The organism is Variovorax boronicumulans (assembly GCF_019352895.1).
In the GTDB taxonomy this organism is placed as follows: Bacteria; Pseudomonadota; Gammaproteobacteria; order Burkholderiales; family Burkholderiaceae_C; genus Variovorax; species Variovorax boronicumulans_A.
Genome location: NZ_JAAAFX010000009.1, coordinates 1431698 through 1444700, shown reverse-complemented (window position 1 = coordinate 1444700; position 13003 = coordinate 1431698). Strand labels below are relative to the sequence as shown.

Below are 13003 nucleotides of genomic sequence, written 5' to 3'. Positions count from 1 at the left end.
CGCAGAAGGGTAAAAAATTCTGAAGGATTCTTTTGCGTCCTCTGCGCAACCTTCGCGTCCTCTGCGTCCTGTCCCCGTCCCCGCATTCAAACAACCTGGAGACAAGCAATGAAGATCGCATTCATCGGACTCGGCAACATGGGCGGCCCGATGGCCCTGAACCTGCACAAGGCTGGCCACGCGCTCAGCGCCTTCGACCTGTCGAAGGACGCCTGCGCGAAGTTCGCGGCCGAGGGCCTGCCGATCGCCGCGTCCGCCGCGGCCACGCTCGAGGGCGTGGAGATCGTGGTCAGCATGCTGCCGGCCAGCGCGCACGTCGAAGGGCTCTACCTGGGTGGCAATGGCCAGCCCGGCATCCTCGAGAAGATTGCGCCCGGCACGCTGGTGATCGACAGCAGCACCATCGCCGCCGCGACCTCGCGCAAGGTGGCCGAGGCTGCCGCGAAGCGAGGCGTGGCCGTGATCGATGCGCCGGTCTCGGGCGGCACGGGCGGTGCCATCGCCGGCACGCTGACCTTCATGGTGGGCGGCAGCGAGGCCGACCTCGAACGCGCGCGTCCGGTGCTGGAGAAGATGGGCGCGAACATCTTCCACGCAGGCGCGGCCGGTGCGGGCCAGACCGCGAAAATCTGCAACAACATGCTGCTGGGCATCCTGATGATCGGCACCTCCGAAGCCATCGCGCTCGGCGTGGCGAACGGACTCGACCCCAAGGTGCTGTCGGAGATCATGCGGCGCAGCTCGGGCGGCAACTGGGCGCTCGAGAAGTACAACCCGCTGCCGGGCGTGATGGAAACCGCGCCCGCGTCGAAGAACTACGCGGGGGGCTTCGGCACCGACCTGATGCTCAAGGACCTGGGCTTGGCGCAGGAGAACGCTGCCGCGGTGCGCGCCGCCACGCCGCTGGGCGGCCTGGCGCGCAACCTGTATGCGGCACACAGCCTGGCCGGCCACGGCGCGCTTGATTTCTCGAGCGTGATCAAGCTGGTCCAGACCCGGCCCTGACCCTGACCCGCTGCCGCGGCGGCGGGTTCGGACCTGTCTGCTTACTTGGGCGTACCGCCCTGCATCGACTGGCGCTTGCCCGGACGGCGCTGGTCGCGCGTTTCGGCGCGCTTCTCGCCGGCCACGGCCGCGCGGTCGGTGCCGATCGCGCCGCCTTCGGGCGTGCGCGGTGCGTCGCCGGCCGGACCTTTCACCTGGCCCTGCGGACGGTTGTTCTTGCGCGCTTCGCCCGCCATCTCGGACTTGCCGGTGGCATAGCCCGGGGTGTTCGGCGGCACCGGTGCGCCCGGCGGGTTGGATTGGGCGTGGGCGGCGAAGGCGAACAGGCCGATGGCCGTGGCGGTGATGAACTTGTTCATGAGAGCTCCTGAAGGACGAGTGAAGAAAAAGGGAAAGAAGAGGCCCCGCGCGACATCGCGATGCGCGCGTAGCCTGAATACGCAGTGAGGCCGTGAATGGATGCTCGGTCGAAGTCGCATCGCGACGTGGGACGCGGCCCACAGCACCCGCGCCGACGGTCATGGGTGCGGCTCAATGGTCCCGCGCCACCGGCTGGTCGTTGACACGCACCGCCTCGATCACGCGCCCGCTGCCGGTGACCAGTGCGCGTGCCGAGCCTTCGGCCGCGACCCAGTCGCCGACCTGCAGGCCCAGCGCCGCCAGGCCATCCGGGCGCGTGTGCACGAAGTCGCCGTTGTCCAGTACCACGCCGTTGGCCTCGCCATGCCTGGCATGGTTGAAGCGGACGACCGTGCCCTTGGTGCCCTCGTGCGAAGGCGCGGGCTGCGGCGGCTGGTCGTCGACGCTGGCCAGGCGCTCGAAGCGGTACACGGTGTGCGAGGCCTCTCCCTTGGGCGAAGGCGGCGCCTGGGTGCCTTCGACGACCAGCTTCTGGCCCACCTGCAACGCGCCGAACAAGGCCACGGTGCCGGGGTCCTGCGCATCGGTGACGAACTGCGTGGGCACGCCCTGGGTGTCGATCATCAGGCCCTCGATCGCGCCCTTGGGACTGAAGATCAGGTGCTGGAAGCGGCCTTTGACCGACCAGACGTCGATCTCGTGTGTGGGATGGCGAGCGGGCATGGTGCGATGTCGGTGAGGAGGAAGCCCAGACCCTAAGCGGCGCATGGCGCGCCCCATGCAGGAAAAGCGCCTGAAGCACCGTCGTCGGGCCGGCGTTCGCAAGCGGCCCTCAGGCCAGCGCCGTGTCCAGCAGCATCATCACCACGAAGCCCAGCATCAACCCGCCGGTCGCATAGGCCTCGTGCCCCTTGCGGTGCGATTCGGGAATGATCTCGTGGCTGATCACGAACAGCATCGCGCCCGCGGCCAGCGCCAGGCCCCAGGGCAGCAGGCTCGCCGAGATGCCGATGACGGCCGCGCCGAACACGGCCGCGATCGGCTCGACCAGGCCGGACAACACGCCCAGCCCGGCCGACATCCAGCGGCCGTAGCCCACGCTGCGCAAGGCGAGCGCCACCACCATGCCTTCGGGCACGTCCTGGATCGAGATGCCGGTCGCGAGCGCGGTCGCGCCCACCGGGTCGGAGCCCGCGAAGGCCACGCCGATGGCCAGGCCTTCGGGCAGGTTGTGCAGCGAGATCGCGAGCACGAACAGCCACACGCGCTTGAGCGCACGCGCCTGCGGGCCCTCGAGGCCCTTGACGAAGTGCTCGTGCGGCACGAGCCGGTCGATGGCCAGCAGCGCCGCGGCACCGAGCAGGATGCCCATGCCCACGATGCCGCCCGCGCCCCAGCCGCCCGCGCCCTGGGCCTTGGCGGCGGACAGCGCGGGGATCACCAGGGAGAACGAACTGGCGGCCAGCATCACGCCGGCGCCGAAGCCCAGCATGCTGTCGTAGGTGCGTTGGGAGAATTGTTGCGACAGCAGCACGGGCACGGTGCCCAGCGCGGTCGCGAAGGCGGCGAACAGCCCGCCGAGGATCGCGCCGCGCATGCGCGGGTCGCTGCCGTCGATGGCCTGCGCGGCCTGCCAGGCGAGTGCCGCGGCGCCGGCCAGCACGATGGCGAAGCCGATCCTGCGTCGCCACGGGTGGTGCGGCGGTGCAGGCCGGCCCGCATCGACGGTGGCGGCAGAAGGGGCAACGGGCAGCGAAGGCAGGTCCATGGTCGACTCCTGGGGCAGGGTGCGGAAGGTCATGGCGGCGGACGCGCAAGCTGCGCGTCCGCCGCCCATGGCTCAAGCGAAGGCCGAGCTCAGGTTCAGCGTGCCGTTGACGCCGCTCGGGAAGAAGCCGCCCTTGTCGGCCGCGGTGGGCGTCAGGTAGACGATGTTGAGCACGTCGCCCGGACTGCGGCTGTAGGCGATGCCGTTGTCGTCGAGCGGCACGATGTTCGACATGTCGGCCGTGCCGGTGATGCCCTGGTCGTCGTCGATCGAGTTGTCCAGCGAATCGCGCGCGTTCGAGATCGCATCGGCACCGGTGCGCAGCGAAGGCGTCTCGATGCCCTTCGCGTACAGCACCGTGCGCACCAGCCCCGCGTGGTAGGCCTCTGCCGCGAGGATGCCGGCGGCGGCCTCGAGGTAGGTCTTGTTGGCGATCAGCGGGGCCGCGCCCTTGTACGCGGTCACGCCCACGTCCTCGAAGATGAAGGCACCGAACAGGAAGGCCTCGTCGCTGGCATAGGGGTCGAAGGCCTCGCCCGCCTTGATCAACCCGGCCGCGCGCGCCGCCGACGAGAAGGCGCCGTTCATGTCGGCGCTCACGTCGATGTCGGGCTGCGCCACCGCGGCGCTGCCCAGCACGCTGCGCAGGAAGCGCACGTGGTCGGCCTCGTCCTTGGCGATCTCGCGGGCGTACTGCGCCACCACCGGGTCCTTGAAGGGCACCGCATGGCCGCCCCGCACCGCGCCGCGCTTACCGCTGCCGCCCAGCTGGCTCTCGGGCAGGCCGGTGCCGAACACCGCGTACTGGTAGAACTGCGCCTCGAGGTATTCGAGGTTCAACGCGAAGTTGAGGATGTCGATATCGCTGGGGCCGCCGCCATTCGGCGTGGCCTGGCCGATCGCGTTGCCGCCACCGCCACCGCAGGCCGCGAGGATCGCGCCGCCCGCCATGCCCACCGCGAAGCCGCCGCCCTTGCGGAAGAAGCGGCGCCGGTCGGCGAGCTTCTCGGTGCGTTTTTGCAAGAGGTCCAGAGTCACAGGAATTCCAAGCATCACATCTCCTGAGCGGCGCGCTTCGTTTCCGATGCAGTCACCGCAACAACGTTGACCACCGCGGTGCGACATGCACCGCGGAACGGATGGGGCGACCGACAAGCAGCCGCTCGCCCTGCAGGGGGTACGGCTGGCGATGCGGCAACGGATGCAGCCACTGGTAAGCAGGCGTTGCCGCGCACCCAGGGTTTACGCGCGAATCCCCAATGAGAAGCGACGCGAAAAAATATTTGCGAGCTGCTGCATCCAAAGCGGTGTCTGGTGGGTAGTACCTGCAGCAGCACAGAAAACGGCTGCCCACCCGAAACTTCCAAGGAGCTTCCCATGCGTCAACTGACTTCCTTCCGTCCCGTCGCCGTGACCGCGCTCGTGGCTTCCGCCGCCGTCCTCGCCGCCTGCGGCTCGATGAACAACATGGGCACCATGTCCACGTTCTCGCAGACGAGCCTGCCGCCGAGCATCCAGGTGCCGGCCGGCAACAAGGTGGCGTGGGAAACCGTGGGCGTGGGCGACATCACCTACGAATGCCGCGACAAGGCCAACATGCCCGGCCAGACCGAATGGGTCTTCGTCGGCCCCAACGCGGTGCTCAACGATCGCGCGGGCAAGCAGGTGGGCAAGTACTACGGCCCGCCGGCCACCTGGGAAGCGAACGACGGTTCCAAGCTCACGGCCACGCAGCTCGCGGTCGCGCCCTCGGGCCCGACCAGCCTGCCGTTCCAACTGGTCAAGGCCAATCCCGCGATGGGCTCGGGCGCGATGACCGGCGTGACCTACATCCAGCGCGTCGCGCTGACCGGCGGCGTGGCACCAGCTGCGACGCCCTGCACGCCGATGAACAAGGGCCAGAAGACGACCGTCAAGTACCAGGCCGACTACATCTTCTGGAAGGCCGCCTGACCGGCCGGTGCGGCAAGGGCATTCGGGTCTGAGGGCGACGGGCTCGACTAATATCCGGGCTCCTTCGACCTTCACCTCCACGCCTTGCCCGCTCCCGACGATTTCGACTACGAAGCCGCGCTCGTCGCCTGCGCCGGGGGCGACCAGGCCGCGCTCGCACGGATCTACGCGCGCGAGAGCCGCTACCTGCTGGGCGTGGCGCTGCGCATCGTGCGGCAGCGGCAGTACGCCGAAGACGTGCTGCACGACGCCTTCGTCGCGATCTGGCAGCGCGCCGGCACCTTCGATGCGGCACGCGGCGCGGGCCGCGGCTGGATCTACAGCGTGGTGCGCAATGCCGCGCTGAGTTGGGTTCGCAACAACGCGCGCGACGTGCCGGTCGACGAAGAGACCGCGACGGCGCTCGAGGACGGAATGGCGGTGGACCACCATGCGACGACACGCGATGCGGCCGAGACCCGCGTCGAGCTCGGCCGTCTCGACGGTTGCCTCGACCAGCTGGAGCCCGGGCGGCGCGAATGCATCGTGCTGGCCTATGTCGACGGCTGCTCGCACGGCGAGATCGCCGAGCGCACGAAGACCCCGCTGGGCACCGTCAAGGCCTGGATCCAGCGCGGCATGCGCGCGCTGCGCGAGTGCATGACATGAACCCGAACCATCCCTTCGATGCCGCCAACGACGACGATGCCCTGCAGGCACTTGCGGGCGAGTACGTGCTGGGCACGCTTTCTGCGGCCCGCCGCCGCGAGGTCGAGTCGCGCATGGCGGGCGAGCCCGCGCTGCGCGATGCCGTCGATGCCTGGGCGCAGCGCCTGCATCCGCTGACCGCGCTGGCCGAACCCGTGGAGCCTTCGCCTTCGCTGTGGCAGCGCATCGAGGCCAGCGTGCGGCCCTCGGCGGCCTCCGTATCGGCGAACACGCGCCGCGCGGTGTCGGGCGTGCAGGGCTGGTGGAACAATCTGAACCTCTGGCGCGGCCTGGCGGGCTCCGGCTTCGCGGCCGCGGCCGTGATGGCCGCCGTGCTGGTGCTGCGCGTGCAGGCGCCCGCGGTGCCGCAGTACATGGTGGTGCTGGTCGCGCCGCAGGACAAGGCGCCCGGCTGGGTGGTGCAGACCGGCGGCCGTCAGCAGGAGCAGCTGAGCCTGATCCCGCTGGGCACGGTCGCGGTGCCGAGCGACAAGTCGCTGCAGTTCTGGACCAAGGCCGACGCCTGGCGCGGCCCGGTGTCGCTGGGCCTGGTCACGCCGGGCCAGCCGCTGCGCGTGGCGCTCGACAAGCTGCCGCCGCTGGAGGCCAACCAGCTGTTCGAGCTCACGCTGGAGCCGGCCAACGGCTCGCCGCTGGACCGGCCGACCGGGCCGATCCAGTTCATCGGGCGCGCGGTCAAGGTGTTGTAGGGGCCTTTCCCGGCATCACCCGGGCCAGTGCCTGGGCCACGCCCTGCAGGTGCGCGAACTCGGCATCGCTCAGCGGCTGCACCTGCACATCGAAATGGCACAGCGAGCCGAAGAGCTCGCCCGCGCCGTCGATCACCGGCACGCCGTGGTAGGCCACCATCACGCCCTTGTAGGGATGGCCGTCGAGCCGTTCGTCCCGTGCCGAATCCTCGGTCAGGAAGGCACCGTCGCGCAGCACGAACTGGCAGAAGCTGTCGGTCAGCGGCACCGAGGCCAGGAACTCGGGGCGCAACTCGCCCGCCTTGTCGATGAGCTCGACGTTCTTCAGCTGCGCGTCTTCGAGCCGGTACAGCGCGGTGTAGCGGTGCGGCACGCGGCCGTTGAGATCGGCCAGTGCGGCCTTGAGGCCCTGGCCGGCGCAACGGTCGAGGAAGGCCTGGACGTCGGGGCTCGGGAGGGTGGCCGGCAACTGCTGCGTCAGCTGCAGGTAATGCCGGTCGATCTCGGCGTCCCAGGCCGCGCAGGCATCGAGGAAGCGCCGGTCGGCCACGGCCTGCGGCTCGTCGTCGGCACGCGTCGGCAAGGGGTAGGGCTGCACCGGCACCCCGGCGGCGCGCAGAGCGCGCTCTTTGTGGAAACGGGTGGGCATCGGCATGCGGCGAGTCTAGGGCCATGGGGCTCAGCGCTGCGGCATGTCCTTCACCGAATACCCCAGGCTCACCGTCGCATCCGCCGGAATCGCCGGCATGCTGGCGTTCCAGGCCTCCCAGTCGGCGCGCATCTGCGCGAGCCGCCCGGGTTCGCGCCGCGCCTGGTTGGCGCGCTCGCGTTCGTCGGCCGGGATGTTGAACAGGTACTCGTTGCCGTCCACGCGCAGGTACTTCCAGTCGCCATGGCGCAGCGCCTGCTGGCCGCGGTGGTTCATGCGCCAGTGCAGCGGGCGGTCGAAGCGGTGGGCCGCGTCGCGCAGCACCGGCATCAGCGACACGCCGTCGAGCGCGTAGCCGGGCGCGGCCGACACGCCCGCGGCATCGAGCATGGTGGCCGACCAGTCCATGGTCATGCACAGCTGCCGGCTCTCGCCGCCGGGTGCGATCACCGCGGGCCAGTGCGCGATCCAGGGCACGCGGATGCCGCCCTCGGTCAGGTCCATCTTGCCGCCCACCAGCGGCCAGCTGTCGGAGAAGCGTTCGCCGCCGTTGTCGCTGGTGAAGACCACCAGCGTGTTCTCGGCCAGGCCGTGCTTCTCGAGCGCAGCCATCAGCTGGCCGATGCCCTCGTCCATGTGATGGACCATGCGGCGGTAGACGTGGATGTTGCCGCCCGCGAGGTCGAACAGGTTGTCCTTGACCGCCGGCGCCTTGTCGGCATCGTCGCGTGTCTCCCAGGGCCAGTGCGGCGCGGTGTAGTGCAGGCTCAGGAAGAAGGGGGCGTCCTGTTGCGCCATGCGCTCGACGTAGTCGACCGCGCGCCGCGACAGCAGGTCGGTGAGGTAGGCCTCGTGCTGCGCATCCTCTTCGCCGTCCCAGAGGTCGTGGCGGCCCGAGGAATCGCAGTGCGTGAAGTAGTCGACCCCGCCCGACAACGGCCCGAAGAACTCTTCATAGCCCGAGCGCAGCGGTCCGAAGTGCGGCGGATAGCCCAGGTGCCACTTGCCGATCAGCGCGGTGCGGTAGCCGCCGGCGCGCAGCAGCGAGGGCAGCGTCGGGTGCTCGGGCGGCAGCCCCAGCGCGGTGCTGCCGCGGCTGTCGCTGCGGATCGGCTCTTCGGCCGCGCCGCGCAACCGGTACTGGTAGCGCGCGGTGATCATCGCGAAGCGCGTGGGCGAGCACACGGGCGAGTTGGCGTAGCCCTGCGTGAGCTTCAGGCCCTTCGCCGCCAGGCCGTCGAGCACCGGCGACACCGGGCCGAACGCCGCGTCGCGCCCGCCGTAGCAGCCGAGGTCGGCGTAGCCCAGGTCGTCGGCGACGATGAAGACGATGTTGGGCCGCGTCATGGCTGGTAGCCGGACTTCTGCACCACCGGCGCCCATTGCGCGCGGTAGGCCTTGAGCATGGCCGCGGTCTGCGCCTGCGTGCTGACCACCGGGGTCATCAGCGCGTCCTTGAAGCGGCGCGCGGTGTCCGGGTCCTGCATCACTTCATGGATCAGCCGCGACAGCTTGTCGACCTTGTCGCGCGGCATGGTCGCGGGCGCGAAGAAGGTGTTCCAGCCGGTGGCGGCCAGGTCCAGGCCGGCTTCCTTGAAGGTCGGGATCTTGGGCGCGAAGGGCGAACGCTGCGCGCCCGACAGCGCGAGGATGCGCAGCTTGCCGGCCTCGTGCTGCGGCAGCACCACGTCGGAGGTGTCGATCGCCACCGGCACCTGGCCGCCCAGCAGGTCGTTGAGCAGCGGCGCCGAGCCGCGGTAGCCGATCACCTGTGTCTGCACCTTGGCCTTCTCGCCCACCATCAGCGCGAAGAAGTGCGGCAGGCTGCCGGTCGCGGGCACGCCGACATTGGCCTGGCCGGGGTTGGCGCGCATCCAGGCCAGCAGATGGCTCAGCTCGCGCACCGGCAGCGTGGGCGACACGGCCAGCGCGAAGTCGTAGTCGTTGACATGCGAGACCGGCACGAAGTCGCGCTCGGCGTCGTAGCCGTTGTCCTTGAAGACCAGCGGCGCCACCACCATCACCGCGGGGTTGGCCAGCATCAGCACGTTCTGGTTGGCCGGTGTGTTCTTCACCTGCTGCGCGGCCAGCCGGCCGCCCGCGCCGGGCTTGTTGTCGACCACGACCGGCACGCCCAGCTTCGCGGCCAGCTTGTCGCCCACGATCCGCGCCACGCGATCGGTGGCGCCGCCCGGGGCGTAGCCGACCACGATGCGCAGCGGGCTGTCGAGCTGGGCCTGGGCATGCGCGCCCGTCATGCCGGCCGCGAACAGGCCGGCAACGGCCACGAGGCCGGCCATGCGGCGCGTGAGGCGCAGGGTGGAAGAGAAGGGCGTGGTCATGAAGGAAATCTCCGTGGTGTGGGGGCGAGGCCGTCGTGGACGCAAGGCCGACGCTGGCGATTCTGGCGAGGCTACAGTCGATGGATCAAATCAACCATCGTCGGGACTAACCCCTAACGGCCGCCTTTCGGCCGCATTTTTCTTGCCGACCATGACCCCGCCACCGCTGGACGCGCTCCTCCTGTACCGCCTGTCGCGCCTGATGGCCGTGACCGGCCGCATGGTCACGCGCCTGTGCGAGGGCCGCTTCGGCATCACGCGGCGCGAGTGGCGCATGCTGGTCACGCTGGCGGGATTGGGTGAATTGAGCTCGTCGCAGTTGGCCGCCCATGCCGAGCTCGACCGCGCCCGCACCTCGAAGGCGGTCGGCTCGCTGGTGGCCAAGGCCCTGGTGTCACGCGTGGCGCTGGCCAGCGACCGCCGCCAGGTCACGCTGCGACTGACCGAGCGCGGCCGCGCGCTCTACGACGAACTGTTTCCGCTGGTGAGCGCGATCAACGCCGAACTCGCGGCGGCGCTGGCGACGGCCGAGGCCGAGCGTTTCGATACCGCACTGCAGCGCCTGCAGGCGCGGGCCGAGCGCATGGCCGAAGCGGCGGTGCTGCCGAAGGCGGACCGGGGTCGGCGCGGCGAACGTCGCACAGCCAAAGACTGAGCGCGCGCAGGGCTGAAGCGCACGGCGCCCGCGAGGCACGTGCTATCTTTCCCGCCCTTCGGAAGGGCCGGCCGGTGCCGACCTCCAGGGAGGGGGAGAGACACATGAAGTTCAGATTGCGGCAGATGGAGGTCTTCCGGGCCGTCATGCTCACGGGGTCCATCAACGGCGCGGCCAAGCTGCTGTTCACCTCGCAGCCGGCCATCAGCCGGATCGTTTCGCATACGGAGCAGACGCTGGGCCTCGCGCTGTTCAACCGCATCAAGGGCAAGCTGGTGCCCACGCCCGAAGGCGAGGCTCTGTTCCGCGAGGTCGACGAGTTCTACCAGCAGGCGCTGCGGGTCGACGACTTCGCGCGCGGCCTGGCGCAGGGACCCTCGGGCACGCTCAACATCTCGTCCAGCCCGTGCCTGAGCCGCAGCCTGATGCCGCAAGTCATCACCCGCTTCGTGCAGCGCTACCCGAACATCCGCGTCAACTACCACACGACCCTGCTCAACAGCATGGCGCAGGAGGTGCTGAGCAACAAGGTGGACCTGGCGGTGTCGGTGCTGCCGCTCGAGCATCCCAACCTCACGGTCCAACCCTTCACCGAGGGCCGCATGGTCTGCGTGGTGCCGCGTGGCCACGAGCTGGCGCAGCTGGCGGCGGTGTCGATCGCCGACCTCGCGCGCTACACGCTGATCGCGCATCACCCGAGCATCCCGTTCGGCCAGCTGGTCGCGGCCGCCTTCCGCAAGGCCGAGGTCACGCTCGAATCGCGCATCCATATCCATCAGACCGACGTGGCCTGCTCGCTGGTGCGTTCCGGCGCGGGCATCGCGATGGTCGACGAGTTCACGGTGGCCGGCGTCGACTGGATCGACCTCCAGGTGCTGCCGCTGGTCGACGAGATCCGGCTCACACCCAGCGTGGTGCGCTCGGTGTTCGACACGCGCAAGACGCATGCGGACAAGTTCGTGGAGCTGCTCACGGAACCCGCCACCGACACCGCGGCCCCGGCCTCGCCGGACTTCTGAGCGGCTGCTGGTAAACCCGGGGCTTAACCTCAGGCTATACCCCACCGCACATGCAGCACTGGCCGCGCCGGGGCCTGCGTCTTAGATTTGCGTCCATCGGTTCCGCACACGGCGGAACCCATTCGAGACAACGCAAAGAGACACAGACCATGAGCCAGAACCCGCCGATCCAGATCTTCAAGCGACGCGCCCAGGTACCGGCCGCGCTGGCCGAGCGCTTCCGCGCGATTCCCGTGGCCAACATCAGCGACTGCATGCAGCGCATCACCGCGGCCGGTCCCCGGCTGCGGCCGATGCATGCGGGCGGTGCCCTGTCGGGTCCGGCTTTCACGGTCAAGACGCGACCCGGCGACAACCTGCTGGCGCACAAGGCACTGGACCTGGCGAAGCCGGGCGACGTGATCGTGGTCGATGCCGGCGGCGACCTCACCAACGCCATCATGGGCGAGCTCATGACCGGCTACGCGGCGAGCCGCGGCATCGCGGGCATCGTGATCAATGGCGCCATCCGCGACGCCGACACGCTGCGCGCCTCACGATTCCCGGTCTACGCCGCCGGCGTGACCCACCGCGGTCCCTACAAGGACGGCCCGGGCCAGATCAACGTGGCGATCGCCATCGACGGCATGGTCATAGAGCCCGGCGACCTGATCGTGGGCGATGCCGACGGCGTGCTCTGCGTGCCGAAGGGCCAGGCCGAGGCCATCTATGCCGCGGCGCACGACAAGAACGAGCAGGAGAAGCTCACGATCGCCCAGATCGCGGCCGGCTCGCTCGACACCTCGTGGGTCGACGGGGCGCTCCAGCGCCTGGGCTACGCGTCCGAATACTGAGCTCGCGGGCGCACAGCCGCCCCTCCTTGAAATCCCCCACATCGCGGCGGCCACTTCGGCCGCTGCCGGGGGCGAGTCGCGCGCTCGCGCACCCGTCCCTCCACCTTCCAGACATCGCAGGACAGACAACATGAAAATCGGACTCATCGGATTGGGCAACATCGGCGTGCATTTCGGCACGCGGCTGCTCGCGGCCGGCCACGAACTGCTGGTGCACGACCGCAGCGACGCCATGCAGCAGCGCCTGGTGGCCAAGGGCGCCACCGGCATGCCGAGCGCGAAGGCGCTGGCCTCGGAAACCGAGATCGTGCTGCTGTGTCTCCCGATGCCGCGCATCGTCGCCGACGTGGCGGCCGAGGTGGCGCAGGGCAGCGCGGTGCGCATCGTGGTCGATCTCTCCACCACCGGCCCCTCGGTCACGAAGGAGATCGAGGCGCTGCTGAAGACGCACGGGATCGCGATGGTCGGCGCACCGGTCAGCGGCGGTACCGTGGCCGCCGAGAAGGGCACGCTGGCCGTGATGCCGGCCGGCCCGGAGGCCACCTATGCGGAGATCGAGCCGCTGCTGCGCGCCATCGGCAAGAACATCTTCTACCTGGGCGCCGACCCGAGCCTGGGCCAGACCATGAAGATCATCAACAACACGCTCTACGCGACCAGCATGGTGGCAAGCTGCGAGGCGCTGGTCTACGGCGTCAAGGCCGGGCTCGATGCCAAGACCATGCTCGACGTGCTCAACGTGTCGAGCGGCCGCTCCTTCGCCACGCTCGAGCGCATTCCGCAGTGCGTGCTCGACCGCAGCTTCCCGGTCCGCTTCACCACCGAGCTGCTGCACAAGGACATCAAGATGTGCATCGACGAGGCCGAGAAGATCGGCGCCCCGATGCTGGTCAGCCCCGCGGCCCGTCAGTTCCTGGCCTTCGCGATCACGCAGGGCGACGGCCAACAGGACAACGTGTTCCCGATCCGCCATTTCGAGCAGTGGGCCGGCGTGCAGTTCGGCCAGGCCGCGGATTGACGGC

The 13003-nt window shown here is 69.6% G+C and carries 15 protein-coding genes; 8 read left to right on the top strand and 7 right to left on the bottom strand.

Annotation, left to right across the window (positions count from 1 at the left end; genetic code table 11):
* Positions 1-108 precede the first annotated feature (108 nt).
* Positions 109-1005 (top strand): 3-hydroxyisobutyrate dehydrogenase, encoded by an 897-nt coding sequence (gene mmsB / locus K0H49_RS25830; RefSeq protein ID WP_219218788.1) that lies wholly within the window; start codon positions 109-111, stop codon positions 1003-1005.
* Between the two features lie 41 nt (positions 1006-1046).
* Here the strand turns inward: mmsB and K0H49_RS25825 are convergent, their stop codons facing one another.
* The 4 genes from K0H49_RS25825 to K0H49_RS25810 form a co-directional block, all read right to left on the bottom strand.
* The gene (locus K0H49_RS25825; protein ID WP_219218787.1) at positions 1047-1364 is read right to left on the bottom strand and encodes a cell envelope biogenesis protein TolA; all 318 of its coding nucleotides are present in this window, start codon (positions 1362-1364) and stop codon (positions 1047-1049) included.
* 172 nt (positions 1365-1536) lie between these two features.
* Positions 1537-2088 (bottom strand): hypothetical protein, encoded by a 552-nt coding sequence (locus tag K0H49_RS25820; RefSeq protein WP_219218785.1) that lies wholly within the window; start codon positions 2086-2088, stop codon positions 1537-1539.
* 109 nt (positions 2089-2197) lie between these two features.
* Positions 2198-3166: a ZIP family metal transporter gene (locus K0H49_RS25815; protein ID WP_257625129.1), complete on the bottom strand. Its 969-nt coding sequence runs from the start codon at positions 3164-3166 to the stop codon at positions 2198-2200.
* Positions 3167-3205: 39 nt separating this feature from the next.
* A complete protein-coding gene (locus tag K0H49_RS25810) occupies positions 3206-4186 on the bottom strand; it encodes a ferritin-like domain-containing protein (RefSeq protein WP_219218783.1) in 981 nt (326 codons plus the stop codon).
* A 324-nt stretch (positions 4187-4510) separates the two neighbouring features.
* Here K0H49_RS25810 and K0H49_RS25805 point away from each other — a divergent pair, with 324 nt between their 5' ends.
* The 3 genes from K0H49_RS25805 (at position 4511) to K0H49_RS25795 (ending at position 6483) form a co-directional block, all read left to right on the top strand.
* Positions 4511-5086 carry a DUF3455 domain-containing protein gene (locus tag K0H49_RS25805; RefSeq protein WP_219218781.1) on the top strand — a complete coding sequence of 192 codons (576 nt, stop codon included), beginning with the start codon at positions 4511-4513 and terminating at the stop codon, positions 5084-5086.
* Positions 5087-5170: 84 nt separating this feature from the next.
* Positions 5171-5734 (top strand): sigma-70 family RNA polymerase sigma factor, encoded by a 564-nt coding sequence (locus K0H49_RS25800; protein WP_219218779.1) that lies wholly within the window; start codon positions 5171-5173, stop codon positions 5732-5734.
* Entirely contained in the window at positions 5731-6483 is a 753-nt protein-coding gene (locus tag K0H49_RS25795; protein ID WP_219218777.1) for an anti-sigma factor, read from the top strand. The genes K0H49_RS25800 and K0H49_RS25795 overlap by 4 nt, the downstream gene beginning before the upstream one ends.
* Here K0H49_RS25795 and K0H49_RS25790 read toward each other — a convergent pair.
* The 3 genes from K0H49_RS25790 to K0H49_RS25780 are packed head-to-tail and all read right to left on the bottom strand — an operon-like array spanning position 6470 to position 9474.
* The gene (locus tag K0H49_RS25790; RefSeq protein ID WP_219218775.1) at positions 6470-7138 is read right to left on the bottom strand and encodes a GAF domain-containing protein; all 669 of its coding nucleotides are present in this window, start codon (positions 7136-7138) and stop codon (positions 6470-6472) included. The two genes, K0H49_RS25795 and K0H49_RS25790, sit on opposite strands and share 14 nt — an antisense overlap.
* 24 nt (positions 7139-7162) lie before the next feature.
* Positions 7163-8479, bottom strand: a complete 1317-nt coding sequence (locus K0H49_RS25785) for a sulfatase family protein (protein WP_219218773.1) — start codon at positions 8477-8479, stop codon at positions 7163-7165.
* Complete coding sequence (locus K0H49_RS25780) at positions 8476-9474, bottom strand: Bug family tripartite tricarboxylate transporter substrate binding protein (RefSeq protein WP_374122419.1); 999 nt, start codon at positions 9472-9474, stop codon at positions 8476-8478. Before K0H49_RS25780 ends, K0H49_RS25785 begins: the two co-directional genes overlap by 4 nt.
* A gap of 151 nt (positions 9475-9625) precedes the next feature.
* Between K0H49_RS25780 and K0H49_RS25775 the strand changes: the two genes are divergently transcribed.
* The 4 genes from K0H49_RS25775 (at position 9626) to K0H49_RS31000 (ending at position 12999) form a co-directional block, all read left to right on the top strand.
* Entirely contained in the window at positions 9626-10129 is a 504-nt protein-coding gene (locus K0H49_RS25775) for a MarR family winged helix-turn-helix transcriptional regulator (RefSeq protein ID WP_219218770.1), read from the top strand.
* A 104-nt stretch (positions 10130-10233) separates the two neighbouring features.
* Entirely contained in the window at positions 10234-11148 is a 915-nt protein-coding gene (locus K0H49_RS25770) for a LysR family transcriptional regulator (protein ID WP_219218768.1), read from the top strand.
* A gap of 149 nt (positions 11149-11297) precedes the next feature.
* A complete protein-coding gene (locus K0H49_RS25765) occupies positions 11298-11981 on the top strand; it encodes an RraA family protein (RefSeq protein WP_219218759.1) in 684 nt (227 codons plus the stop codon).
* Between the two features lie 31 nt (positions 11982-12012).
* Positions 12013-12999, top strand: coding sequence for an NAD(P)-dependent oxidoreductase (locus K0H49_RS31000; protein WP_374122431.1), 987 nt, complete (start codon positions 12013-12015; stop codon positions 12997-12999).
* Positions 13000-13003: the final 4 nt, after the last annotated feature.

What these genes read in the sequence shown, in the direction of transcription:
- K0H49_RS25785 (WP_219218773.1), bottom strand. Translation starts at nt 8,479, where the DNA reads ATGACGCGGCCCAACATCGTCTTCATCGTCGCCGACGACCTGGGCTAC.
- K0H49_RS25790 (WP_219218775.1), bottom strand. Translation starts at nt 7,138, where the DNA reads ATGCCGATGCCCACCCGTTTCCACAAAGAGCGCGCTCTGCGCGCCGCC.
- K0H49_RS25810 (WP_219218783.1), bottom strand. Translation starts at nt 4,186, where the DNA reads ATGCTTGGAATTCCTGTGACTCTGGACCTCTTGCAAAAACGCACCGAG.
- K0H49_RS25775 (WP_219218770.1), top strand. Translation starts at nt 9,626, where the DNA reads ATGACCCCGCCACCGCTGGACGCGCTCCTCCTGTACCGCCTGTCGCGC.
- K0H49_RS25770 (WP_219218768.1), top strand. Translation starts at nt 10,234, where the DNA reads ATGAAGTTCAGATTGCGGCAGATGGAGGTCTTCCGGGCCGTCATGCTC.
- K0H49_RS25815 (WP_257625129.1), bottom strand. Translation starts at nt 3,166, where the DNA reads ATGACCTTCCGCACCCTGCCCCAGGAGTCGACCATGGACCTGCCTTCG.
- K0H49_RS25780 (WP_374122419.1), bottom strand. Translation starts at nt 9,474, where the DNA reads ATGACCACGCCCTTCTCTTCCACCCTGCGCCTCACGCGCCGCATGGCC.
- mmsB (WP_219218788.1), top strand. Translation starts at nt 109, where the DNA reads ATGAAGATCGCATTCATCGGACTCGGCAACATGGGCGGCCCGATGGCC.
- K0H49_RS25795 (WP_219218777.1), top strand. Translation starts at nt 5,731, where the DNA reads ATGAACCCGAACCATCCCTTCGATGCCGCCAACGACGACGATGCCCTG.
- K0H49_RS25765 (WP_219218759.1), top strand. Translation starts at nt 11,298, where the DNA reads ATGAGCCAGAACCCGCCGATCCAGATCTTCAAGCGACGCGCCCAGGTA.
- K0H49_RS25820 (WP_219218785.1), bottom strand. Translation starts at nt 2,088, where the DNA reads ATGCCCGCTCGCCATCCCACACACGAGATCGACGTCTGGTCGGTCAAA.
- K0H49_RS25805 (WP_219218781.1), top strand. Translation starts at nt 4,511, where the DNA reads ATGCGTCAACTGACTTCCTTCCGTCCCGTCGCCGTGACCGCGCTCGTG.
- K0H49_RS25825 (WP_219218787.1), bottom strand. Translation starts at nt 1,364, where the DNA reads ATGAACAAGTTCATCACCGCCACGGCCATCGGCCTGTTCGCCTTCGCC.